21 protein-coding genes are annotated in these 24,387 nt (G+C 59.2%); 16 read left to right on the top strand and 5 right to left on the bottom strand.

What is annotated here, in order from left to right; genetic code table 11:
• Positions 1-42: 42 nt before the first annotated feature.
• Positions 43-642, bottom strand: a complete 600-nt coding sequence (pnuC, locus tag HER32_RS07240; protein WP_168681410.1) for a nicotinamide riboside transporter PnuC — start codon at positions 640-642, stop codon at positions 43-45.
• A 141-nt stretch (positions 643-783) separates the two neighbouring features.
• Between pnuC and HER32_RS07245 the strand changes: the two genes are divergently transcribed.
• From HER32_RS07245 to HER32_RS07255, 3 genes are all read left to right on the top strand, one after another.
• Positions 784-1,107, top strand: coding sequence for a rhodanese-like domain-containing protein (locus tag HER32_RS07245; protein ID WP_168681411.1), 324 nt, complete (start codon positions 784-786; stop codon positions 1,105-1,107).
• A gap of 98 nt (positions 1,108-1,205) precedes the next feature.
• On the top strand, positions 1,206-3,734 hold the full coding sequence (gene hrpB / locus HER32_RS07250; protein ID WP_168681412.1) for an ATP-dependent helicase HrpB: 2,529 nt from the start codon (positions 1,206-1,208) through the stop codon (positions 3,732-3,734).
• 123 nt (positions 3,735-3,857) lie between these two features.
• A complete protein-coding gene (locus tag HER32_RS07255; RefSeq protein ID WP_168681413.1) occupies positions 3,858-4,628 on the top strand; it encodes a DUF2490 domain-containing protein in 771 nt (256 codons plus the stop codon).
• Between the two features lie 24 nt (positions 4,629-4,652).
• On the opposite strand, the gene HER32_RS07260 is transcribed toward HER32_RS07255, so the two are convergent.
• Positions 4,653-5,492 carry an FRG domain-containing protein gene (locus HER32_RS07260; RefSeq protein WP_232066420.1) on the bottom strand — a complete coding sequence of 280 codons (840 nt, stop codon included), beginning with the start codon at positions 5,490-5,492 and terminating at the stop codon, positions 4,653-4,655.
• A 228-nt stretch (positions 5,493-5,720) separates the two neighbouring features.
• Positions 5,721-6,566 carry an oxidoreductase gene (locus HER32_RS07265; protein ID WP_149070924.1) on the bottom strand — a complete coding sequence of 282 codons (846 nt, stop codon included), beginning with the start codon at positions 6,564-6,566 and terminating at the stop codon, positions 5,721-5,723.
• A 180-nt stretch (positions 6,567-6,746) separates the two neighbouring features.
• On the opposite strand from HER32_RS07265, the gene guaB reads away from it, so the two are divergent.
• From guaB to HER32_RS07305, 8 genes are all read left to right on the top strand, one after another.
• The gene (guaB, locus tag HER32_RS07270; RefSeq protein ID WP_168681415.1) at positions 6,747-8,219 is read left to right on the top strand and encodes an IMP dehydrogenase; all 1,473 of its coding nucleotides are present in this window, start codon (positions 6,747-6,749) and stop codon (positions 8,217-8,219) included.
• A gap of 272 nt (positions 8,220-8,491) precedes the next feature.
• The gene (locus HER32_RS07275; RefSeq protein WP_168681416.1) at positions 8,492-10,501 is read left to right on the top strand and encodes a PP2C family protein-serine/threonine phosphatase; all 2,010 of its coding nucleotides are present in this window, start codon (positions 8,492-8,494) and stop codon (positions 10,499-10,501) included.
• Between the two features lie 14 nt (positions 10,502-10,515).
• Positions 10,516-10,845, top strand: coding sequence for an STAS domain-containing protein (locus tag HER32_RS07280; protein ID WP_149070927.1), 330 nt, complete (start codon positions 10,516-10,518; stop codon positions 10,843-10,845).
• A 28-nt stretch (positions 10,846-10,873) separates the two neighbouring features.
• Positions 10,874-11,284, top strand: coding sequence for an ATP-binding protein (locus HER32_RS07285; RefSeq protein ID WP_168681417.1), 411 nt, complete (start codon positions 10,874-10,876; stop codon positions 11,282-11,284).
• 159 nt (positions 11,285-11,443) lie between these two features.
• Positions 11,444-13,735: a peptidylprolyl isomerase gene (locus tag HER32_RS07290; protein ID WP_168681418.1), complete on the top strand. Its 2,292-nt coding sequence runs from the start codon at positions 11,444-11,446 to the stop codon at positions 13,733-13,735.
• Between the two features lie 293 nt (positions 13,736-14,028).
• Positions 14,029-15,417 carry a peptidylprolyl isomerase gene (locus HER32_RS07295; protein WP_149070930.1) on the top strand — a complete coding sequence of 463 codons (1,389 nt, stop codon included), beginning with the start codon at positions 14,029-14,031 and terminating at the stop codon, positions 15,415-15,417.
• Positions 15,418-15,537: 120 nt separating this feature from the next.
• Complete coding sequence (locus tag HER32_RS07300; RefSeq protein ID WP_149070931.1) at positions 15,538-16,503, top strand: AAA family ATPase; 966 nt, start codon at positions 15,538-15,540, stop codon at positions 16,501-16,503.
• Positions 16,504-16,568: 65 nt separating this feature from the next.
• The gene (locus HER32_RS07305; RefSeq protein WP_149070932.1) at positions 16,569-17,009 is read left to right on the top strand and encodes a hypothetical protein; all 441 of its coding nucleotides are present in this window, start codon (positions 16,569-16,571) and stop codon (positions 17,007-17,009) included.
• 95 nt (positions 17,010-17,104) lie between these two features.
• On the opposite strand, the gene HER32_RS07310 is transcribed toward HER32_RS07305, so the two are convergent.
• The gene (locus HER32_RS07310) at positions 17,105-17,998 is read right to left on the bottom strand and encodes an SDR family NAD(P)-dependent oxidoreductase (protein WP_168681419.1); all 894 of its coding nucleotides are present in this window, start codon (positions 17,996-17,998) and stop codon (positions 17,105-17,107) included.
• Between the two features lie 168 nt (positions 17,999-18,166).
• On the opposite strand from HER32_RS07310, the gene HER32_RS07315 reads away from it, so the two are divergent.
• Positions 18,167-18,763, top strand: a complete 597-nt coding sequence (locus HER32_RS07315; RefSeq protein WP_149070934.1) for a GNAT family N-acetyltransferase — start codon at positions 18,167-18,169, stop codon at positions 18,761-18,763.
• Here HER32_RS07315 and HER32_RS07320 read toward each other — a convergent pair.
• Positions 18,760-19,860, bottom strand: a complete 1,101-nt coding sequence (locus HER32_RS07320; protein WP_168681420.1) for a hypothetical protein — start codon at positions 19,858-19,860, stop codon at positions 18,760-18,762. The two genes, HER32_RS07315 and HER32_RS07320, sit on opposite strands and share 4 nt — an antisense overlap.
• 279 nt (positions 19,861-20,139) lie before the next feature.
• On the opposite strand from HER32_RS07320, the gene recA reads away from it, so the two are divergent.
• The 4 genes from recA to HER32_RS07340 all read left to right on the top strand — a co-directional run bounded on the left by recA (position 20,140) and on the right by HER32_RS07340 (position 24,364).
• Complete coding sequence (gene recA, locus HER32_RS07325) at positions 20,140-21,231, top strand: recombinase RecA (protein ID WP_149070936.1); 1,092 nt, start codon at positions 20,140-20,142, stop codon at positions 21,229-21,231.
• A 273-nt stretch (positions 21,232-21,504) separates the two neighbouring features.
• Positions 21,505-22,329, top strand: a complete 825-nt coding sequence (locus HER32_RS07330) for a DUF3108 domain-containing protein (RefSeq protein WP_149070937.1) — start codon at positions 21,505-21,507, stop codon at positions 22,327-22,329.
• Between the two features lie 139 nt (positions 22,330-22,468).
• Positions 22,469-23,170 (top strand): response regulator transcription factor, encoded by a 702-nt coding sequence (locus HER32_RS07335; RefSeq protein WP_168681421.1) that lies wholly within the window; start codon positions 22,469-22,471, stop codon positions 23,168-23,170.
• A gap of 99 nt (positions 23,171-23,269) precedes the next feature.
• A complete protein-coding gene (locus HER32_RS07340) occupies positions 23,270-24,364 on the top strand; it encodes a sensor histidine kinase (protein WP_168681422.1) in 1,095 nt (364 codons plus the stop codon).
• Positions 24,365-24,387 lie beyond the last annotated feature (23 nt).

A 24,387-nucleotide genomic window follows, 5' to 3' on the forward strand; every position in this document is an offset into this window, starting at 1 on the left:
AGGAATGAAGAGTTGAACTAGGGGCGGCTAGCTCACAACTGATTATGCATGCTTCATGGCGCCCACTTCGCTCTTCATCGATTTCCGCCATTCCAGGTAGCCATACACGGCCAGGCCCAGGTACAGGGCATAGAGGGCACTGGTAGGATATAGCTGCTTATACCACAGAATGGGCACGTAAATAACATCCACCACAATCCAGAGCCACCAGTTTTCCAGGCGCTTGCGCATCAGCAGGTATTGGGCTGCCAGGCTGCCGGCGGTGGTAAAACTGTCCCAGTGCGGCAAAGCAGCATCGGTATGCTTCTGCAGATAATAGCCAAAGCCCAGGGTGAAAGCCCCCACAAACGCGGCGCACACCACCCACTCTACGCCTCGCGTGCGCGACACAACCAGGGCGGTTTTGCTGCGGCCGCCGTAAAGCCATTCGTACCAGCCATACAGGCTCAGCACAATAAACATGGTTTGCAGGAGCGAATCGGAGTAGAGCTGGGCACGGTAGTACACCACGATGTAGAGGGCGCAGCTGAAGATGGCCACGGGGAAGTTCCACAACGACTCGCGCGCGGCCAGCCAAACGCAGGCAAAGCCCGTGAGCACGGCCAGCCATTCCAGCGGGCTGTTGCCCAGGGCAGCAGTCAAAAATTCAGTGAGCGAGTGTAGCAAAGCGGAACGATGAGCAGGAAGCGCAACCGGCTACGGCCAACGGCTCGGTCAAAGCTAACGAGCAAAGCGGTATTTTTGCGGATAGAGCTGCTTTTTTCCTGCTTCTGCCTTGCTTTCATGCTCCCTGAACTCACCCCCGAAGACCTGCACCGCCGCCTGCAACGCGGCGAAACCCTGCAGCTGATTGATGTGCGCCAGCCGGAAGAGTTCGAGTACTGCCACATTGCCGGCAGCCAGCTCATCCCCCTGGGCGACCTGCCGCGCCGGGCCGAGGAAATAGACCCGGAGGTACCCGCTGTGCTCATCTGTCACCACGGTGTGCGCTCCATGCAGGCCCTGGCCTACCTGCAGCACCGCCACGAACTCACCAACCTGCTGAACCTACGCGGCGGCATTCATGCCTGGAGCACGCAGGTAGACGCGTCGGTAGCTATTTATTAGACTCCCGTTTTTTAGCCCGCAGCAGCCGCTGCAGGATACGCGGAAGGTGTAGTGCCGTTCAACGCAAGCCGCAAGATAAAACGTACTGAACCGACCCCATGCGCCTACCCGACCTGCCCATCCAGGAAGCCCTACCCGAGCTGCTGGCCACACTGTCCACCCACAACACGGCCGTGCTGCAGGCGCCGCCGGGGGCTGGCAAAACCACGCTGGTGCCGCTGGCGCTGTTGGAAGCCGCCTGGCGCCAGGATGGTCGCATCATTGTACTGGAGCCTCGCCGGCTGGCCGCCCGGGCCGCCGCCACGCGCATGGCTCAGCTGCTGGGGGAGCCGGTAGGCCATACCGTAGGCTACCGCATGCGTCTCGAAAGCAAAGTATCCAAGCACACGCGCATTGAGGTAGTAACAGAGGTACTGCTCACGCGCCAGCTCCAGGACGACCCTTCGCTGGAAGGCGTGGCGGCAGTGCTGTTCGATGAGTTTCATGAGCGCAGCCTCCAGGCCGACTTAGGGCTGGCCCTGGCCCTGGACGCTCAGAGCGTGCTGCGGCCCGACCTGCGCCTCCTGGTGATGTCGGCTACGCTGGATGCCGACCGGCTGGGACAGTGGCTGCAGGCACCGGTGGTGCGCAGTGAAGGACGGATGTTCCCCGTCGAAACCCATTACCTAAGTCCGCAACGCGCCGCCACGGCTTCCCGCCGCCCCCACGAAAAGCTGCAGGACCTTACCCCCGCCATTATCCGCGAAGCCCTGCACCAGCACCCTACCGGCGACGTGCTGGTGTTTCTGCCCGGCCTGGCCGACCAGCGCCGCGTAGCCGAAAAGCTGGCTACGCTGCCCGCTTCCATCGACGTACATACCCTCCACGGTGAGCTGCCCGCCGAACAGCAGGACGCTGCCTTGCGCCCTGCTCCCGCCGGTCGGCGCAAAGTGGTGCTGGCCACCAGCATTGCCGAAACCAGCCTCACCATTGAGGGGGTGCGGATTGTGGTGGATGGCGGTTACGCCCGCGTCCCGCGGTTTGAGCTGCGCTCGGGGCTTACGACCCTCGGCACCGAGCCCGTGAGTCAGGCCGCCGCCGACCAGCGCCGGGGCCGCGCCGGCCGCCTGGGCCCGGGCATCTGCTACCGCCTCTGGACGGAAGCCGAGTTCCGGGACCTGCCCCACCACCTCGCCCCCGAAATACTCACCGCCGACCTCAGCTCCCTGGCCCTGGAGCTAGCCCTGTGGGGCACCCGTGACGCCAGCACCCTGCACTGGCTTGACGCGCCCCCTACCCCGGCCCTGGCCCAGGCCCGCGACCTGCTCGTGCGCCTGCAGGCTCTCACCCCCGATGGGCTACCCACGGCGCACGGCCGGGCCTTGGCCGGTCTGGGGCTAGCACCGCGGCTCGCCCATCTGGTAGTAAGCGGGCAAGCTCTGGGCCACGGGGCCACGGCCTGCGCCCTGGCTGCCCTGCTCACCGAACGTGATATTCTGCGGCCCGCCGACGGCTCCTTTGGCCCCCCCGACCTGCGGCTGCGGCTCGTAGCCCTGGCAACTGGACGGGCACCTTTGCCTGGGCTGCTGCCCGATGCAGCCGCGGTAAGAAGAGTGCGGGAAGCCGCCTCCGCCCTACGCAACCGGGTGCACGCCAAAGGCGAAATTGAGCCGGATGTAGCCGGTTTGCTGGCTGCCCTGGCTTACCCCGACCGCCTGGCCCAGCGCGAAACACCTGAGCGGGTACGGCTTGTGACCGGGCAGCGGGCTACGCTCCCGGCAGAATACTTTGGTGGGCAGGATGTTTTTTTTGCGGTTGCTTCCCTGGAAGGCGTTGCGGCCCAGCCAAGGGCTGGCCTGGCTGCTCCCCTCACCCGCGCGGAGCTGGAGGAGCACTTTGCCAACCAACTGGAAACCCGGGACGAGGTGCGCTGGGAGGAAGCCACGGGGCGCGTTACGGCCCGCCGTCTGCGCCGCCTGGGTGCCCTGATCCTTTCCGATGTCAACCTTTCCAACCCCGACCCGGCGGCTATAACGGCGGCCCTTCTGGAAGGGCTGCGGGCCAATGGCATAGCCCGGCTTCCCTGGTCGGAAGCGGCTACTGAGCTTCGGGAGCGGCTGGGCTTTCTGCACCGGCTCCAGCCGGAAAGCTGGCCGGCGGTATCCGATGAAGCGTTGCTGGAGGAGCTGGAAGAGTGGCTGGGACCTTACCTGACTACCGTGAAGTCGTTGGCGGAGCTCAGCCGGGTAGACTTTGGGGAGGCGCTGCTGAGCCGGCTGCCCGGGGGCTGGAGTCAGCGTCAGGAGTTGGACCGCCTTGCGCCTGTGCACCTTGAGGTACCCACCGGCTCCCGCATCCGCCTCAACTACGCCGACCCCGCCGCGCCCGTGCTGGCCGTACGGCTCCAGGAGGTGTTTGGCCTGCTCGACACGCCCACCGTGGGCGGGGGGCGTGTGCCGCTCACCCTGCATTTACTTTCGCCCGGTTACCGCCCCGCCCAGGTTACGCGGGACCTGCGCAGCTTTTGGACCAGCAGCTACTTTGAGGTGCGCAAAGAGCTGCGCGGGCGCTACCCCAAGCACTACTGGCCCGAAAATCCCTTAGACGCCCAGGCCATCCGGGGCACAAAAAAGCAGAATGGCCTCTGAGGTTGAGTAAGGGCCAATGTTATCATTTCAGTAACAGGGCAAAACATAACATTGCGGCTGGTAACAATTCCGTAATATGGGGTAACAGTTTGATAACACGCCCCTATTACGCACGTCTACCCCATGCTTCGTTTGCTATGTATCCTGAGCCTGGCCTGGGGGCTGCTGCCGTGTGCGGGGCTGGCCCAGGGGACCAGCAACACTGCCACGCCGGCCGGGGGTATTAACACCGGGCGCCAGATGTGGAGCCAGCTGGCTACGGAAGCACGCCTGACGGAACAGTGGGGTGCTTTCACCGAAATTCAGCTTCGGCACAGCAATGCCAGCCGGTTGCCGCGGCAGAATATATTGCGGGCTGGGCTGGCGTTTTACCCGGCTTCGTGCCTGCAGTTGTCGGCGGGCTATTCCTATGGGCAGTTCTACCGGGCCGCTTCTTCTGCGGAGGCGACCTTGCTGCCGGAGCACCGCATGTACCAGCAAGTGCTGCTGCGCGACTACAGCAGCTCCGTGCGCATGCAGCACCGCTACCGCATGGAGCAGCGCTGGATGCACCACCCCGAAGGCCCTCAGTACGGCTATGGCAGCCGGGCCCGCTACCAGCTGCGGCTGGAACGCTCCCTGCGCCGCAACCCCAAGCTGGAGCCCGGCACGCCCTACGTCGCCGCTTCCGACGAGCTGTTCTTCAACCTGGGCCGAAGCGCCCGGCAGCGGTTTCTGGCCCAGAACCGCGCCTATCTGGCCCTGGGTTATCAGGCCGCCCGCTATACAGCGCTGGAAATCGGCTACCTCTACCAGGTGGGCCAGTTGGATGAGTACCCCGAAACCGAACGGAACCACACCTTGCAGCTAGCCTTGAACTTCACTCCTGACTTTCGCAATCAGCCAACCAAGTGAGAGTTGCTGAGGAAGCGAAAGACTCTACCCTGCTAATGTATCGTCGCCGGCAAGGTTCTGGCGTTGCGACAAGGTAGGCGTGTAGTGGCGGTGCAGCCAGCGGCTGAGGCCGCCCAGCCCCGGAAACAGCACCCGCTCGGTAATACCTGCTTGGTCAAGTTTGTCGCGGACTTCCCACTTGAGGCGGGCCGGAATGATGATGCGAAAAAACAGCTCGGGGTGCTCCTCCAGCCACTCGTGTAGCGTGGCCGAGGCCGAGTTCATCAGCGAAAACAAAGCGTACTGGTGTACAATGCGCGCATCGAGGGAAGGGGGCTCCAGAAACAGCAGAAACGGCTCCTGCTGGAGCAGTTCCAGGTCGCGCAGGTTGGTGCAGAGTGGCTCCAGCAGTTCGGGCGTAAACACATTGGAGCCTTCCGTGTGCAGGGCTGCCCGCAGCCCGGCCGGCAAAGACTCCGAGGCCTTTACATAGTTGATGGCCCAGATGACGCCGTCCTGGTCGTAGGCGTCGAGGTCGTCGGTGGCAAAGTGCAGGGCCACGTAGGGCGAGTACGTCCAGTCGAGCAGGCGCGTGGGCAAGCCGTGGTGCTGGGCCAGGGCCAGCCAGTTCCACACCGAAGTACCCGGCTGGCCAAAGTCGCGGGCATACTTGCGGAAGTTGCGCAGCAGGTGGTTTTCCAACTGCCCGTATTCGCCACCCAGGCGCTGCAGGCTGGTGGTAAGGGACCAGTCGCTGGAACGCAGGCCCCGGTACACAAACGGGGAACGGTAGCGCCCGATGCGCCCGTCCCAGGTGTCGCGGAACAGGGCTTGCTGCAAATCAGCCCAGGAGTTTACTACGAGGTCATTGAGCGTGGGAAGCACGGCAGATGGAGTTAGGCAGGCAAGATACGTGCTGACGTATAGCGGCGGCGGGGGCAGCAGGTTATTGTGGAGCAGCGTATTTTTGCGCCGCTGGGGGTAGCTTCCAAAATGGCCTGCTGAGCGGAGCGGAGCATGACGGCCCATGATGTTCGTAAGGCCAGCCCTGCACCACGTAAAAAGCCCCGCAGCGTACAGCCACGGGGCTTTTCTCACGAACGGCAAGAAAGGTTACTCCCCAGCCGGGTAATCGGCCGAGTCGCCCAGATCGGCAACGCTTTCCAGTTCTTTTATCAGCCCCGCAAATTTGTCGCGGGCCCCTTTCACGGCAGCTTTACCCAGGGGCAAGTGCAAAGGTGGATTTTCCTGGCGCACCAAGTCGAACATGATGCGGGCGGCGCGCTGCGGGTCGCCGGGCTGGCGGCCGCTGTAGCCCTGGATGCCTTTCAGGTTTTCGCCCACGGTGGGGCGGTAGTCTTCAATGGCCGTATCAACATACGTAGCCGAAGAGCCGGCCCACTCCGTGCGGAAACCGCTGGGCTCAATGTTGGTGACCTTGATGCCGAGCGGGGCTACCTGCTGGGCCAGGCTTTCCCCAATGGCTTCGAGGGCAAACTTGCTGGCGTTGTACACGCCCACGCCGGGAAACGTTTTGAGGCCGCCAATGCTGGTGATGTTGAGCACGTGCCCGCTACGCCGCTCCCGCAGGTGGGGCAGCACGGCCCGCAGCACCCGCAGCGGCCCAAAAACGTTCACGTCGAACTGGCGCTGCACTTCGGCCTCGTCGATTTCCTCGATGCTGCCCAGGGAGCCGTAGCCGGCGTTGTTGACGATTACATCGAGGTGGCCGAAAAACTGAATAGCCTCCTGCACGGCCTGCTGTACCTGCTGCTCGTTTACCACGTCGACCACGAAGCCACGGGCGCGGGCGCTGTCTTTTTGGGAGAATTCTTCGGCCTGAGCCGGCTGGCGAAAGGTAGCGGCCACGGAGTCGCCTTGGCTAAGGCAGTATTCAGCCAGCTCTTTACCAAAACCGGTGCTGACGCCGGTAATAAACCAGATTTTAGGAGTTGCCATATCGTAGGTTGAAATGAAGAAACAAAGCCGACCGGATAACCGACGGTTGGGCGCTTTAACCACTAAAAGGTCCTGCTGGTTTTGCTTCGGCGGGTATTTCGCCACTATTACATAACACGGAACTCAAATATTCGCCGTAGCTTTGTCCGGCAATAAGTAGCACCTAACCTTCTTGTTGCCATGGCTGATTACGCTGCCAAAATTGCCTTCGAGGCGCTTACCTACGACGACGTCCTGCTGCTGCCCGGTTACTCGGAAACGCTGCCCCGTGACGCCGACCCCAGCTCCCAGCTCACCCGCAACATTCAGCTCAAGCTCCCGTTCGTCTCGGCTGCCATGGACACCGTGACCGAAGCCGACATGGCCATTGCCATGGCGCAGGAAGGCGGTATTGGCATCATTCACAAAAATATGAGCATCAAGGCCCAGGCCGAGTTAGTGCGCCGCGTGAAACGCTCCGAGAGCGGCATGATTCTCGACCCCTTCACCCTGCAGGAAACCGCCACCCTGGCCGACGCTAAAAAGCTGATGCGCCACCACAACATCGGCGGCATTCCGATTGTAGACGAGCAGCGGCGCCTGAAAGGCATCCTCACCAACCGCGACCTGCGCTTCGAGAAGGATATGGCCCGCTCCGTAACGGAGGTGATGACGGCGGCTCCACTGGTGACGGCCAAAGCCGGCACCGAGCTGGCCGACGCTGAAGATATCCTGCAGGATTCGAAAGTAGAGAAGCTGCCCGTCATCGACGCGGATGGCCGTCTCGTGGGCCTCATTACCTACAAGGATATTCGCAAGCGCCGCCGCACGCCCAACGCCTGCAAAGACGAGCTGGGCCGCCTGCGCGTAGGAGCCGCCGTGGGCGTCACGCCCGATTTGCTGGACCGCATTGCGGCCCTGGTTGAGGCCGGCGTGGACGTGGTGAGCGTGGATACCGCCCACGGCCATAGCAAAGGCGTGCTCGACGCGGTGCGCAATATCAAGCAGCAGTTTCCCAAGCTCGAAGTTATTGCCGGCAACGTGGCCACCGCCGAAGGCGCCCGCGCCCTGGCCGACGCCGGCGCCGACGCCGTGAAGGTGGGCGTAGGTCCCGGCTCCATCTGCACTACCCGCATCATTGCCGGCATAGGCGTACCCCAGCTCTCGGCCGTGCTCGAAGCGGCCCGGGGCCTCGAAGGCACCGGCGTACCCCTCATTGCCGATGGCGGCATTAAATACTCCGGCGACGTGGTGAAGGCCCTGGCCGCCGGCGCCGGCACCATCATGATTGGCTCCTTGCTGGCCGGCACCGAGGAAGCCCCCGGCGAAGTCACCCTGTTCGAAGGCCGCAAGTACAAGAGCTACCGCGGGATGGGCTCGGTAGAAGCCATGGAAGAAGGCTCCAAGGACCGCTATTTCCAGGATGCCGAAGACGACGTGAAAAAGCTGGTGCCCGAGGGCATTGTGGGCCGCGTACCCTACAAAGGCATGGCCTCTGAAGTGTTGTACCAACTGGCCGGCGGCCTGCGGGCCGGCATGGGCTACTGCGGCGCGGCCACCATTGCTGACCTGCAAAAAGCCCGGTTTGTGCGCATCACGGGAGCTGGCCTGCGCGAGTCGCACCCCCACGATGTGCAGATTACCCGCGAAGCGCCCAACTATAGCAGCCGCTAACCACCGGTGCCGGCGCCCCGGCACTCGGCCAAAGAGGCAGCCCGCACCCTGGGCTGCCTCTTTATTTTTTCATCCGGGAACCTCTTCGCCCCGAACAGGATTTGATAGCGGCCTCAAGCAAAAAACCGGCTACTGTTTTATCTTGCTCCCTCGTTCCCCGCTACTTCTATCAGCGGGCTGGCCTTCCACACGTTTTCATGCAGCAATTTCTACGCATAATTAAACAAGCGGCACTTCCCTTGGCCATCGGCAGCTGGTTGTTGCTCTTGTTTATGATGCTGATGCGCACCGGTGGCATCCCTAAAATTGCGACGTTGCCCAACTGGGCTTTACTGGTAGCGCAGGGCGTGTTTGCCGGAGCCGTATTCCTATACCGTCGTTACCAGCCCGACCCCCTGCGCGGCACCGACTTTGTGGGGCTGCTGCGCCGCCTGGTGCTGGGACCAGGCTTGCTGGCCACCATCTGCGTAGCTCTGCATCTGGTTCAACGGCTTACCAGTGCCCAGCCTTCCAACCCGGCCTTCTTTACCATCGTCTATGCTCTCAACCTGGGCTTGTTTATCGTGTTTCTGGCGTACACGTGCTACACCTGGCGGGCCCTCGTCCTGTTCCGGGCCCCCTACCTGGTGCACAAGCAATGGGGCTGGTTTGAACTGATCCTGGGCATTACTCTGCTGCTGAGGCTGCTGAACATCAACGTACCAACCATGCTGGCGGGTATTGTGGTGGGGGGCGTGGCAGCTTTCGGGGTGTACCTGAGCACCCACCAGCGCTGGGTGGCGTACCTTAACCGCCGGCAGAAGTTCGTCGTTATTTCTCTGCAGCTGGGCCTGCTGGCCTCGCTGGGCATTTTCTGCTTGTATTTCCTGCGCATTCAGTTCGACCCGCTGCTGGTGGCTCCCGCCCCGCAACACGCCTTTCTGCTGCTCACAGTTTTCTTCGCGGCCTTTTACGCCCTGATGGGCATCTTGGTCACCTTGTTCAACCTGCCCACGGCGGGCGTATTTGAGCAGAAGCGGGAAGAGATGCTCAATATGCAGCGCATGACCCAGGACATCCAGCGCGGACAAACCGAGGAGCAGGTGTACCAAACGCTGCTGGACGCAGCCGTGCAAACCCTGGGCGCCGACGCGGCGTGGCTGCGCATTGATGACTCGCCGGACTACAGCGGGCAGCTCTACAACTTGGAGATGCACCAAGCGGAAGCCGTCCGGGGCCTCTTGGATTCGTATAGCCTCAGCGAAATAGATTACCTCAACAATGATTTGGGAAGCAGCGGCGGCTTTCAGCAACTGGCTCTGCCCTACAACTCCCTGCTGATGATGCCGCTTCGTTCCCAGAAGCAGCAGCACGGGGCGCTGTTCCTGTTTCGGGAGCAGCGCCAGGGCTTTGAGCGCGACAACCTGAGCATTCTGCAAACCTTCGTCAGCCAGACCATGCTGAGCGTGGAGAACCTGCAGCTCACCCAGGCCGCCATTCAGAACGAACGGTACAAGGAAGAGCTAAAGCTGGCCAGCTCGGTACAGGACAGCCTGATTCCGAAAACGCTGCCTACCGACAACTGGTTTGAAATCAGCTCCCACGCCCAGGCTGCCCGGGAAGTAGGCGGCGACTTTTACGACTTTTTGCATTTGCCCGGCCGCCGCCTGGCTATTCTGATTGGCGACGTATCGGGTAAAGGCGTGACGGCGGCCTTTCACATGGCCCAGATGAAAGGCATCTTTCACGCGCTGATGCAGGAAAACCCGCTGGCGAAAGACGACAAGGACCGGTTCCCGCTGCCCAGCAAGTTTATGGCTATGGCCAACCGCGCGCTGGTGCACTGCCTGGAGTCGTCCTCCTTTATCACGGCCTCCCTCTACATCGTCGATTACGAAAACGGGGGCTTTGTATTTGCCCGCGCCGGCCACTGCCACACGCTGTACTACCACTCGCTCAAGGAAGAGGTGTCGTACTTCCGTTCCACTGGGCTGGGGCTGGGCATCATCCGCACGGATGGATACGAGAAGCACATCAAAAATCAGTTCTACGACTACAACCCCGGCGACGTCATGGTTATCTACACCGACGGCATCGTGGAAGCCCGCGACGGGAACAAGGAGGAGTATGGCGAAGACCGGCTTCTGGCCATGCTCGAGAAAACGTATTATCTGGAGGCTGATCAAATCAAGCAAGCCATTCTCGACGACCTCAACGCCTTCAGCTACGGCCAGCCTATTCATGATGACCAGACCCTGCTGGTTATTAAGTTCAAAACCGCTCAACCTGGCAGTTCAGCTTAACGTAAGCATGTGTTATGAAAATCACTCAGACCCCTTCCGATACTACGCTCACGCTTGTGCTTGATGGTGAGTTGGATGCCAGTTCGTCGGTGTTGCTCGACACGGAGCTTTCCAACCCGACGGTGCTACAATACCAGAAAGTCCTCATCGACTGCCAGCGCCTGAACTACATTTCTTCCGCCGGTTTAGGCGTCTTTATCTCCCACCTGCAGCGTTTTCAGGATGCCGGCGTAAAGCTTGTGTTCTTCAACATGCAGGAGAAAGTCCATAATGTATTTGAGATTCTGGGGCTGGACAGCCTAATGACGATTGTACCATCCCAAACCGAGGCGGCAGCCCTCTGATTTTGTTTATTCGGTTGCTACGTAGGATATGAAGAACGCCATCCGCATCAGTTGCGAACGAAGCAACCTGAAGGTAGTGCGCGACTTCGTGTCCGGCTACCTCGTCGGGCTTGGCCAGAATGAGCTACGCATCAACCAAATTGTGCTGGCCGTGGATGAAATAGTGGCCAACATCGTTATCCACGCCAACGCCGAAGACGCCAGCAAGCACCTGGATGTGCGTCTGAAAGTGGCTGATGGCCTTTTTGAAATAGAGCTGCGCGACCAAGGCTCGGCGTATTCTCCGGCTTCGTATCAGGAGCCCAACATGCCCGAGTACATTCAGCAGGGCCGCAAGGGTGGTATGGGCATGGCTCTGGTCAACCGCCTGATGGACCGGGTGGAGTTTTCACAGCATAAGAGCTACAACATTTGCCGCCTCTACAAGCAGTTGAGCTGAACCGGGCACGGCTGGTTTCTGTTAAGCACCCTGCCCCGGCGGGGTGCTCTTGTTTTGGCCCTGCTGACCAAAAAAATCCGTAAAATTGCGTCCGTTGGCAAACTCCGCAGTGGTTAAGTCCCTGCTTTAGCCAACGTTATGAGCCTTCTTCCCCCCTGTATGCGCAAACGCATTCTTTTTGCCGGAGCCGCCGCCATGCTGCTAGCCGGATGCCAGACTTCCAAACCGACTACCGCCGCCAAGCAGCCCGTGCTGGAAACCCTCGGCAACCATGAGGTCCCGGTTTCTGAATTTGCTTACGTCTATCGCAAGAACAACGCCGCAACGCCCGAAGCGGGCACCCGTGCCAGCGTACAGGAATACCTGGACCTCTACACCAACTTTCGCTTGAAGGTGCTGGAAGCCGAAGCCCGGGGCCTCGACACTACCCAGGCATTTCAGCGCGAGTTGGAAGGCTACAAGCAGCAGCTGGCGCAGCCCTACCTCACCGAGAAAAGTGTGACCGACAAGCTGGTGCGGGAAGCCTATGAGCGCATGAGCAAGGAAATCAACGCGGCGCACATCTTGGTGCGCGTGGCCCCCGACGCTGACCCCAAAGACACGCTGGCCGCTTACCAGAAACTCCAAGCCTTGCGCCAGCGCGTAACCAGCGGCGAAGACTTCTACAAAGTAGCGGCCGAAGCCTCCGAAGACCCTTCGGCTAGGGAGAATGGCGGCCGCCTGGGCTACTTCACGGCTATGCAAATGGTGTATCCGTTCGAGTCGGCGGCGTTTAAGACGCCGGCCGGGCAGGTTTCGCAGCCGGTGCGCACGCGCTTTGGCTACCACATTATCAAGGTAAATGAAGTGCGGCCCGCCCAGGGCGAAATCAAGGTGGCTCACCTCATGATTCGCGCCACGCCGAACATGCCCGCCGCCGACTCGGTGACGGCCAAGAAGAAAATAGACGAGCTGTATAGCCGCCTGAAAAAGGGGGAGAACTGGGAAAAGCTCGTGGGCCAGTTTTCCGAAGATGTAGGCTCGGCCGCCAATGGCGGGGAATTACCGCCCTTCAGTACCGGCCGCATGATTCCGTCATTTGAAGAAGCTGCCTACCGCCTTCAGAAGCCCGGCGACCTGTCGGCCCCGGTGCAAACGCCCTACGGCTGGCACGTTATAAAGCTCATTGGCAAGCAGCAGCTGCCCACTTTCGAGGAAATGGAGCCTACGCTGAAAAGCAAAGTGGCCAAAGACTCCCGCTCGGAGCTAAACCGCGAAGCCTTCCTCAAGCGCATCCGCACCGAAAATCAGTTCACGGAAAACAAAGCCGCCCTGGACTATGCCTTCAGCAAGGCTGATACGTCTTTGACCAACGGCCGCTTCAAGTACGTAGCGGCCGCCGCTCCTGCCAAGGCCCAGAAAGGCAAAGCATCTGACGAAACGGCCCTGTTTACCATCAAAGGCAAGGAGTACCCCACCAAGGACTTCCTGACGTATGTGCAGCAAAACCAGCGCGCCCGCCCCGGGGCCGATGCGCGCCACACCATGCAGCTGCTCTACGACCAGTATGTAAACCAGACGCTGACGGACTATGAGAAGTCGAACCTGGAAACCAAGTACGAGGATTACCGCATGCTGGTGAAAGAATACCGGGACGGGATTCTACTGTTCCAGCTGATGGACGAGAAAGTATGGTCGAAAGCGGTGGAAGACACCGCCGGCCTGCAGAAGTTTTTCACGGCCAACCAAGCTAATTACCAATGGGCACCGCGCGTGCAGGCTACTGTTATCAGCGCGGCCTCACCCCAGCTACTCACCCAAGCCCAGAAACTGCTGGCCACTGGTCAGTACCCCGTAAAGCGTCTGGCTCCGGCCAGCGTAGCATTCAAAGCCAACAGTGCTGACTTCACCAAAGCTGGTCAGGATGCGCTGGACCGCTTGGCCGCCAGCCTCGCCAACGACACCGCGCTGACGGTGCGCGTAACGGGCCAGATCAAGCGCGGCGAAACGGCCGCGCTGGCCAAGCGCCGCGCTACCCGCGTAGCCGATTACCTGAAGAGCAAGCAGGTAGCGGCCACGCAAATTGCTACTACAACCAATGCCAAAGCAGCCGCCAGCACGGCGCTACTTACGGTGACTACCTCTGCCGTGACTGGTCTGGAGGAAGCCCTGAACGAACAAAATCCGCTGGCAGTGAAGGTGGAGCAACGTCCTTATCAGAAGGGTGACAGCAAAGTGGTGGATGCCTTGCCCCAGCAGAAAGGCACCTATAACACTCAGCAGGACGGCCGCTATTACTTCGTGCGCATCGAGGAAGTGCTGCCCGCCGGTCCCAAAAGCTTGTCCGACGCCCGGGGCCAGGCCACGGCCGACTACCAGAACTACCTGGAAAAAGAGTGGATTGCCGAGTTGCGCCAGAAGTACCCCGTGAGCATCAACCAAACAGAAGTTGATAAGCTCATCACGAAATAAGGGAGTTCGTTCTTCGTCACGGATAGCCTCAAGTAAGTATTACGGGGCAAGAAACGAAAACGAAAAAGCCCTAATGAAAACCAGAAAGACGCCTCAGCCAGCTTGGTTGGGGCGTTTTTGTTGGCTTCGGGTGCAACGTTCCGGCCTGCTTGCAGCCTCTTTGCATTGTCCAGTTGGGGCTTTTTGCCGGAGAACGTAATTATGACGAAATTTACGGGCGGCTTTGGGCGTTTCCAGAGCAGTGAGCCGGCCCCGGCTGTTTGCCGTCCTCGGCTTTTCTTTAGTTGATTCTCATGACTGATTTTTTGCGTACCACGGCTCGCGTGGCACTGTTGGCCGCCGGGCTGGTAGCGGGTGCAGCTGGCAGCACGTTTGCCCAGTTGGGCGTAGGCCGTCCGGTAGCCCGCCAGATTGTGGATGGCATCATTGTGAAGGTAGACAACCAGATAGTGCTGCGCTCCGACGTGGAGTTTGCCTACCTGCAGGAACAGGCCCGGGCCGAGGGCAAAGCCCTGCCGCCCGACCTGAAATGCCAGATTCTGCAAGGCATAGTGCTCAATAAGCTCCTGCTGGCCAAGGCCGAAACCGACTCGGTAGTGGTAGAAGACAGCCGCGTCCGCGACGAGCTTGACCGCCGCATGAACTACTTCATCCAGCAGATTGGCTCCGAGAAAAAGCTGGAAGAATACTACAACAAGCCCGTCCGGCAACTAAAGGAAGAGCTGCGCACTCAGGTACGGGAGCAGCTCATCACGCAGAAAATGCAGGACGAAATTTCGGGTAAGGTGACGGTGACGCCCCGGGAGGTACGCCAGTTCTTTGGCCGCATGCCCAAGGATTCTCTCCCCTACTACTCCACGGAAGTAGAAATTGGGCAGATTGTGAAGCTGGCCAAAACCAACTCCAAGGCCAAGCAGGAAACCATGGCCAAGCTGAACGATATTCGGGCGCGCATTGTGGGCGGCGAGGACTTCGCCACCCTGGCCAAGCAGTATTCCGAAGACCCCGGCTCAGCCAAGGAAGGAGGCTACTTGGGCTTCTTTAAGCGGAAAGAGCTGGTGCCCGAGTACGAAGCTGCGGCGTTGCGGCTGGAGCCCGGCGGCATTTCGCCGGTGGTCGAGTCGCAGTTCGGCTTTCACGTTATTCAGCTCATCGAGCGCAAAGGCGACAGTTACTCTACCCGCCATATTCTCCTCAAGCCCGCCGCTGCCACGGCCGACGTAAGCGAAGCTGGTCAGGAGCTGGCCAAGCTGCGCAACCGCATCCTGGGCGACAGTATTTCCTTTGCCAAGGCAGCCAAGGACTTCTCCGATGATAAATTCACGGGAGCCAGCGGCGGCCTGCTTCAGAACCGCCAGGATGGTGGCTCCTTCCTGCCCCTGGATAAGCTCGACCCGGCTATCTTCTTTACCATCGACACCATGAAGGTGGGCAGCATTACGCCGCCCCTGCCCTATCGCACCGACGACGGCAAGGACGCCGTGCGCATCATCTGGCTGAAGTCCAACACGCCGCCTCACCAGGCCAACCTCAAGGACGACTACCAGAAAATTGCCCAGGCCGCCCTCAACGAAAAGAAAAACAAGGCGCTGGACGACTGGTTTCTTAGAAACCGGGGCTCCGTATTCATTGAAGTAGACCCGGAGTATACCGGCTGCAAACTGCTGGACGCCGTAAACTAGCATTCTTCGTTCGTCGGGCGTTAGTTGGGAGCTGTGCAGGCGCATGGCGGACAACTAATGCCCGACGTTCTGCGTCCTTGAAGGCCATCTTACCGGCACCTCATCCTTAACTCTATTTGCATGCGCACTTTTGCCTCCGATAAAGAAGCCGCCGACGCCCTGGCCGACTCCTACCGCACGCTTCGCCAGGAAATCGGCAAGGTCATTATCGGGCAGGATGATGTGGTGCGGCTGGTGCTCACGGCGGTGTTTTCGCAGGGCCACTGCCTGCTGGTAGGTGTGCCGGGCTTGGCTAAAACCCTGCTCATCCAAACCATTGCCGACTCACTGGACCTCTCCTTCAACCGAATCCAGTTTACCCCGGATTTGATGCCCTCCGACATTGTGGGCTCGGAAACGATGAACCAGCAACGGGACTTTCACTTTGTAAAAGGGCCGGTTTTTGCCAACATCGTGCTAGCCGACGAAATCAATCGGACGCCGCCCAAAACCCAGGCAGCCCTATTGGAAAGCATGCAGGAATACGCCGTTACGGTGGCGGGGCAGCGCTATCCGCTGGAGCGGCCTTTCTTCGTGCTGGCGACGCAAAACCCCATCGAGCAGGAAGGCACCTACCCGCTGCCGGAAGCCCAGCTGGACCGCTTCATGTTCAACATCGAGCTGGGCTACCCCAGCTATGAGGCGGAGCTGCAAATTGTGAAGAACACGACGTCCGATAGAAAAGCTACCGTAAGCAAAATTCTGCACGCCTCCGAAATCCAGGCCTATCAGCAGCTGGTACGCCGCGTGCCCGTCGCCGACAATGTGGTGGAGTACGCCGTGGGCTTGGTTCATAAAACGCGTCCGGGTACGGCGCGGGCGGGGGGCCGAGCCTCGCAGCTACTGGAATGGGGCGCTGGGCCGCGCGCCTCGCAGCACCTCATTGTGGGCGCCAAATGCAATGCCCTGCTCAATGGCAAGTACTCGCCCGATATTGAGGATGTGCGGGCCGTGGCCCTGCCTATTCTCCGGCACCGGTTGGTTCGTAACTTTAAGGCCGAAGCCGAGGGCATCACCGTGGAGCAAATCGTGCAGGAGCTGCTGTAGCTTTGCGCTCATCTTGTGTCGACGCGTCTTACCTCGGCCCAACTATTCTCCCATCAACTCTCCTTATGGAAGCTTCTGCTTACTACGCGCAGTTTCAGCGCAACCTCGACATCATTCTGGATGCGCTGCAAGCGGGCCTGGACCTGCGCACTACGGCACTAGAAGTTTCGCTACCGCTGGAAATCTACGTGCTTTGCGAAGTGCTCAACCAGGGCGGCGGTCAGTTCCGGCTCAGCACCGATGGCCTGGCCCGGGTAGCGGAGTTTCAGCAGCAGTACCAGCAACAAGAATCGGCTACGGAGGCCATTATGCGCCGCCTGCTGGAAGATAAAAAGGCCATGATGCGTACCCCGGAAGGCCGCGTACTCACCAAGGAAATGCTGATTCGCCGCCTGGAGTTTTTCAACGAAGCCGCGCGGCAGGTAAACGTGATGCGGACGCAAAGCTCACTGGGCAGCCCGGCCCAGAATCGTTCAGGAGTTGGTGTAGCCAAGTTCCAGAAATAGCACCGGCCGATTTGCTGCCAGACAAATACAAAAGGCCACCCCGGCAGGGGTGGCCTTTTGTATGCTAACTAGTATATGGTGGAGCGGGTGGCTGCCTAACGGGTAACCATGGTTCCTGCATTCTGGGGACGAATATCGGTGTGCCCGTCTTTGGCGTGCTGCACATTCAGCGTCGATTCCGGCTCCTTTTTTAAGGCGCTGGGCACTTCTTCGCCAGGCAGGCTCTTGGAGGATGTTACACCCCCATCCACAAAATACGTGGCGCCGGTTACGTAGCTTGCCTCGTCGGAAGCCAGGAACAGGTACACGTTGGCAACTTCCTCGGGCGTGCCGCGTCGGCCCAGGGGCACGCCGTTCACCGTATTTTTCTCCATTTTGCTGTCCATGGGGCCGGTTTCCTTGTGCGTCCAAGCCGTATCAATTGGGCCGGGGCCCACGCAGTTTACGCGCACGCCATGCTTGGCTTGCTCTACCGCCAGCCCGCGGGAGAACGTCATGACCCAAGCCTTGGTGCCCCCGTATGGGGTAATCATGGGGGAACCCATCTGCCCTGCCTCAGAACCGGCTGAGATAATGTTGCCCCGCGTTTTCTGCAGCTCCGGCAGCGCCGCTCGGCTCATCATAAACACGGTGTAGATGTTGTTCTTCACCATGTACTCAAAGGCCTCCACCGGGTACTGGTCCAGCTCCGCCGTGGCCGGAAACACGCCAGCGTTGTTGACTAGGATATCCAGCTTGCCGTAGCGGCGCACCGCTTCCTGCACGCAGGCTTCAGCCGTAGCCTGATGCGAAACATCGCCGGTGAAGGCCGTGGCGGTTCCGCCAGCCTGCAGAATTTCCTCTACTACGTCGCGTATGGGGTCTTCGGCCAAGCCGGCTACTACCACGGCGGCTCCTTCGCGGGCGAATCGTTTGGCAATGGCCTCGCCAATGCCCGAGCCAGCTCCCGTTACAATAGCTACTTTGCCTTGCAGTCTTCCAGTTGTCATATCAGTAGGGTTGGCAGCCAGTGTGGCTGCGTGAAAGTGGGCGCTGAGCTGCGTCAAGCGCCGTCCACTCCTTGCTAACGGTTGAGGCGGGTAGTGGTTTCTTTCGGCTGAGTGCAAAACTTTGGCTGGGCTACCGCGGTACTGTAGTTTCCGAATTCCAGGAAGGATATGTCTAGCCAGTTGCATTTCAGGTCGGTTTCGCCCGTAGTTCCGCTGCATACGGCACGCCTGCTGCTGCGCCCCTACCATCTGGCCGATGCCCCAGTTTTCTTTGCGGTATTGGAAGCTGATCATCAGCGCCTCCAGCCGGCTTTCCCGGCCCGGGTGGCGGCGGTGCGCACCCTGGCCGATGCCGAACGTGTGCTGGAAACCTTCGGCCACGACTGGCGCACCCGCCGGCTGTACGTATTAGGTATTTGGGAGCAAGCCGCCGGGCGCTACCTAGGCGACATCAGCCTGAAGCCTAATTGGTCGGCGCCCGTTACGCTGGAAATAGGCTACTACCTGGCGGCCGAAGCCGAAGGAAACGGCTATGCCCGCGAAGCCCTGCAAGCGGCCGTGCAGTTTGGGTTTAGCCTGAGCGAGGAAGTAGCACGCCTGCTTATCCGGTGCCGCGCCGACAACCCACGCAGCTGCGCCGTAGCGCAAGCCGCCGGCTTCAAACAGCTTCCCGCCCGCCCCCGGCCGTGGCCTCTACGCGCCTTGCACCCGGAGGAAATTCTTTACTTCACCCTGAAGCGGGAAGACCGGCAAGCAGCCCTTTAATCAGCGGCATGTTTGAGCGTGGTGAGCAGGAAGCTTTGGTTGAAGTTCAGGTACAGGGCGAAGGAAAAGTCGAACAGGCCGTTGTTCAGGTCGTAGAGCGGCTCGAAGCGCGTGGTAAGCGTGAGGTGCCCGGGCAGTTGATAATCCTTGAGAAAACGGAGAATGAGCAGCTGCCGCTCCCGCTCGGTATAGCTCACATCCACCGGCGACGACGACACGGACTGGTACAGCCGCCCGCCCAAGGGCGACACGTAGCCGCGGCCGTGCCAGTACGCCAGCTGCACATTGTTGAGCCGGGTATCAACGCCGGCATTCAGATACAGGCCCGTGCCGTCACGGAAAGGCAATTCTTCGGTAAAGGAGTAGTCGTTGAAATACGTTAGGTACCCATCGAAATGCACCGCGGAAACAAAATCAGATGCCAGGGCGCGACGGACTCGCAAGCCGGAGGCTACGTTGAATAGCGTCTGCAGGGGTTTATCAATGGTATCAATCTGCCCTCCCCGGTGGGTAGCCGTAAACTGGAACGGCAGCTTCACCAGCCAGCCAGCAGAGTCGCCCGCCACTCGATGTTCCGTAGAAAGCCCACCGGCCACTTCTTCCTGAAAATTGCTGAACCGGTACTGCTGGCGCTGCCAGTTCACCCAAGCGTCCACGCTGCTGCGCGGGGTCTGCAGCTGGTACTGCAGGCCTTCTTCCAGCCGGTTGGTGATAACGCGCTCAAAGTCGAACAGGGGCTCAATATAGCCGTGGTGCAGGTGTCCTTCCAGGTTGCCGAAGAGAAGCGTATGCGGACCCTGCCGGTACTTAAGCGTAAAGAGTGGTCGTACTTGCTTGAACCGGGGTGTGCCATAGTCCTTCCACAGAAATATTCCCGCTTCCAGGCGCAGATTAGCCGTAGGGAAGTACACAAAGCGCGGGGCCAGTTGGGCACCGAAATATGTCAGGCCCGGATCAATCTTGTTGAAATACTCGTTGTCCTTGTTAAATAAAAACCCTTGCACGTCCAGCCGCACCTGTCGTTCGTAGGCCGCGCCCAGGGGTAAGCGGTATTGAAAGGCACGGTTATCCAGCTGAGCAGCGGCGGGCAGAGACAAAAAAAACAATGATGCCAGCACGAAGCTCAGGCGCCCCAGCCAGCCTTGTTGCTGACAGTCAGCTGCTAACTTTACCAAAAATTTTAGCATTGAAAAATTACCCCAGACTCAACGAATTTTTTTAGCATTGCGGGCACAAAATATAGTCCGCTGACGTTACCAATAGCCGGCCCGAAACGCCCCTGCTAGCCTCGGCTTAAAACCCGCTTAGCGGTTGCAGGACCGGCCCAAAACGCCTACATTCACCAAACCTAAGCATTTCCCTTTAACCCATTCCCAATGGCTGCAACTACTGACAAAGCCGTCGCCCAGAACCCGCAGGCTGAAAAGCTGAAAGCCCTCCAGCTTACGATGGACAAGCTGGACAAAGCCTACGGCAAAGGCACGGTTATGAAGCTGAGCGACAATAAAGTGATGGACGTCGAAGTCATCAGCACTGGCTCGCTTGGCCTCGATATTGCCCTCGGCGTGGGTGGCCTGCCCAAAGGCCGCGTCGTGGAAATCTATGGCCCCGAATCTTCGGGTAAAACCACTCTTACGATGCACTGCATTGCCGAAGCCCAGAAAAAGGGCGGCATCGCAGCCTTCATCGACGCCGAACACGCTTTTGACCCGGCTTACGCCCAGAAGCTCGGCATCGACACCGAAAACCTCCTCATCTCCCAGCCCGATAATGGCGAGCAGGCCCTGGAAATTGCCGACCAGCTGATTTCCTCGGGTGCCATCGATATTATTGTTATTGACTCCGTAGCCGCGCTGGTGCCAAAAGGCGAACTGGAAGGCGACATGGGCGACTCGAAAGTGGGCCTACACGCCCGCTTGATGAGCCAGGCCCTGCGGAAGCTTACCGGTACCATCAACAAAACCGGCTGCTGCTGCATTTTCATCAACCAGCTGCGCGAAAAAATCGGCGTTATGTTCGGCTCGCCCGAAACCACGACCGGTGGTAACGCCCTGAAATTCTACGCTTCGGTTCGTCTCGACATTCGTCGGATTGGCCAGATCAAGGAAGACAAGGACAACGTAACCGGCAACCGCACTAAAGTGAAAGTGGTGAAGAACAAGGTAGCCCCACCTTTCAAGGTTATTGAGTTTGATATTCTGTACGGCCAGGGCATTTCCAAAGTAGGAGAAATCCTGGACCTGGGCGTAGATATGGGCATCATCGCCAAGTCGGGCTCCTGGTTCTCTTACGAGGGCAACCGTCTGGGGCAGGGCCGTGAAGGCGTGAAAACCATTCTGCTCGACAACCCGGAGCTGGCCGATAAAATTGAAGCTCAGATTCGCGCTATGGTGAAAGGCGAACCGGAAGCTGCGTTGGCAGCCATTCCCGAAGACCGCACCGTGGACGAAGACGATGACGAAGCATAACCTTTAGCGGCTATGCGCTAAGTAAAAACCTCGTTGGCTAAGCCGACGAGGTTTTTTTATTATTGGCTTTTGAGCCGCAGATTGCGTAATTTGGAACAAGCCACCATCTACCCTTAATGCAATTTCGTACCTGATGGCCCAAAGAGGAAAGTCAAACCCCACAACTGGTTTTTCGTTCGATGGTTGGAGCGGTTAATTCCGCCTCGGCTGGTCCCATCTATTTTGCTGGCACTGCATTTGAATAGCGCCAGCCATTGCCAACACGTTTTCCTTATGCACCGCCGCTGGTTTTACTTTACTCCCTTCGTTGCCCTGCTTGCCTTTGCCTTGCTTAGTGCCCGGCCGCAGGCTACCCCCCGCGCTATAGCCAATACCAGCTTCGCCAAGGGCGAGACGATGTACTATAAGGTTCATTATGGCCTCGTGAATGCCGCTGAAGCGACCATTGAGCTATCTGACGATTTACACCGCGTAAACGAGCGGCCTTGCTATAAGGCTACCGTCACAGGCCGTACCACGGGCTCGTTCGACTTTTTCCTGCGCATCCGCGACACATGGCGGTCCTACATTGATACGACCAGCATTCTGCCGCAGAAGTTTTTCCGCAACATTGAGGAAGGCAACTACCGCAAAAAAGAAACCGTGGATTTCGACCACGAGCGGGATATGGCCATTGTAGAGTCGCGCAAAAGAGACCGGGAACCCAAGCACGGCACTTACAAAGTGCCCGACAACATCCAGGACCTGGTCAGCGGCTTTTACTTTCTGCGCACCATCAACTACGACCAGCGCCGCATAGGCGAAGTCATCCGCGTTAAAGGCTTTTTCGACGATGAGGTTTTTGACATGGACGTGACTTACCGGGGCCGCGAAACGGTATCCACCAAGGCAGGTAGCATTCGGGCCATTAAGCTGGTGCCCAAAATGCCCAAGAATAAGCTATTCAGCGGCGAGAATGCCGTAACCGTATACCTTTCCGATGACCGGAATAAGATTCCGGTTCTCATGCAGGCCGAGCTGTTTGTAGGTGCCGTGAAGGTGGATATGTACAAATACCAGGGGCTGAAAAACAAGCTAAGCCTCGTTGCCAAGAACTAACGCCATAGCGGCTCCTGAACAAGGAGCCGCTTTTTTTGTACTCGTCAGCGTCAGGTAACGAAAAGGTAACACAGGCCACGGGCTTGGCTTCGGTACTTTTGTCTTTGCGTATTCTGTTTTACTTAAAACTGCCCACCCTGTGCAAGCTGCTGCCCCTACCAATGCCTACCGGATTCTGGTTGTTGATGACGATGCAGATATCGTAGAGCTCTTGGAATACAACCTTCGCAAAGAAGGCTACGAGGTAGCCAGCGCCCCGGACGGCCGCAAGGCCCTGGAAGTAGCGCCGCAGTTCAACCCCGACATTATTCTGCTGGACGTGATGATGCCCCACCTGGATGGCATTGCAGCCTGCCGTCAGCTGCGGGAGCTACCCAAGTTCAAGGACACGTACATCATTTTCCTGACCGCTCGGGCCGAGGAGTTTTCTGAGGTAGCGGCATTCGAAGCTGGCGCCGACGATTTTATTGCCAAGCCCATTAAGCCCCGGGCTTTGCTCAGCCGACTTGCCGCCTTTGTGCGCCGCGACAAAGACCCGCAGCAGCAGCAATCCGAGACCATCGAAATAAATGGCCTGACCATTGACCGGACTGGCTTTGCCGTGTATCAGGAAGGACGTAAGATTTCCTTGCCTAAAAAGGAATTTGAGTTGCTTGCCTTCCTGGCAGCCACGCCCTACAAGGTATTTGGCCGCGACGAGCTACTACAAAACATCTGGGGTAATGACGTATTTGTGCTGGCCCGAACTGTGGATGTGCACGTGCGGAAAGTGCGTGAGAAAGTAGGTGAGCACCACATTCAAACCATCAAAGGCGTGGGCTATAAGTTCAACGTGGACTAATTAATTTGCTGCCTGCAAAAGCGAAAATGGCTGGTTGGGCTGTCAGATTCTGGCGGAGCAGCCAGCCATTTTCGCTTGCCCGCTTCTCTTCGCTGCCCTATGCGTTTTACCTTGTCTTCCCGCGCCATTGCCATCCTGCTGGCCCTACTGGTAGCCAGTGTATTGACCACCTTTGCCTGGATTGGACCTACTTTGTCATTTCGCGAGGCCTGTCTGGGCGCAGGCATCACGGTGGCTGCTTGCTTTCTGCTGGTGTATCTGTCGTTTGAGGCGCTGATTTTTCGGGAAGTCAACAACATCTACGCCGGGCTGGAGCACGTGAAGCGCAAGGAATTCCGACGCTTGTCCAACAAGTTCCTGTTCCGGCCGGAGCCGCTCAAGCGCATCCGCGACGAAATCCTGGACATGGCCGTGCGTAAGCAGGAGGAAATTGACGAGCTTAAACGCCTGCAGGTATTGCGTCGCGAGTTTTTGGCCGATGTGTCACACGAGCTCAAAACGCCTATTTTCGCCGCCCAGGGCTTTGTACACACCATCCTCGACGACGATGAGATGGACGAGCTGACCCGCCGGAAGTTCCTGCGCAAAGCTGCCGACAGCCTCGATGCCCTGGATGCCCTGGTTCAGGACCTGGTCACGATTTCGCAGCTGGAAAAGGGCGTGGTGCGCATGCGGCGGCAGCGCTTCGACGTGGCCCAACTCATTCAGGACATATTTGAGCAACTAGAATTGAAGGCCAAGCAGCGCCGCGTGCATCTCCATTTAGAGCCCGCTACGCTACCCGCTAACGGTATGTGGGTGCTGGCCGACCGCAACCGCATCCGGCAGGTACTTATTAATTTGATTGATAACGCTATTAAGTATGGGCGCGAAGATGGCCACGTGACAGTTACCCTGCACCAGGCACCTAAGAATGTCCGGATTGAGGTGCACGACGACGGCAGCGGCATTGCGAAAGAGCACCAGAGCCGCATTTTTGAACGCTTCTACCGCATCGATAAAAGCCGCTCGCGCGACTCGGGTGGTTCCGGCCTGGGGCTGGCCATCAGCAAGCACATCGTGGAAGCCCATAAGTCCACCATTAAGGTGCGCAGCGAAAGCGGGCAGGGCACTACCCTCGAGTTCAAGCTGCCCAAACCCAAACAAGATGTAGCAGTTGAGGCGCCAGCAGCCGCGGTGCCCCTTCCAGGGTAATGCTTTAGGCCGGTTGCCGTACC

Origin of the sequence: Hymenobacter sp. BT18 (assembly GCF_012273015.1) — a bacterium.
GTDB lineage: Bacteria > Bacteroidota > Bacteroidia > Cytophagales > Hymenobacteraceae > Hymenobacter > Hymenobacter lutimineralis.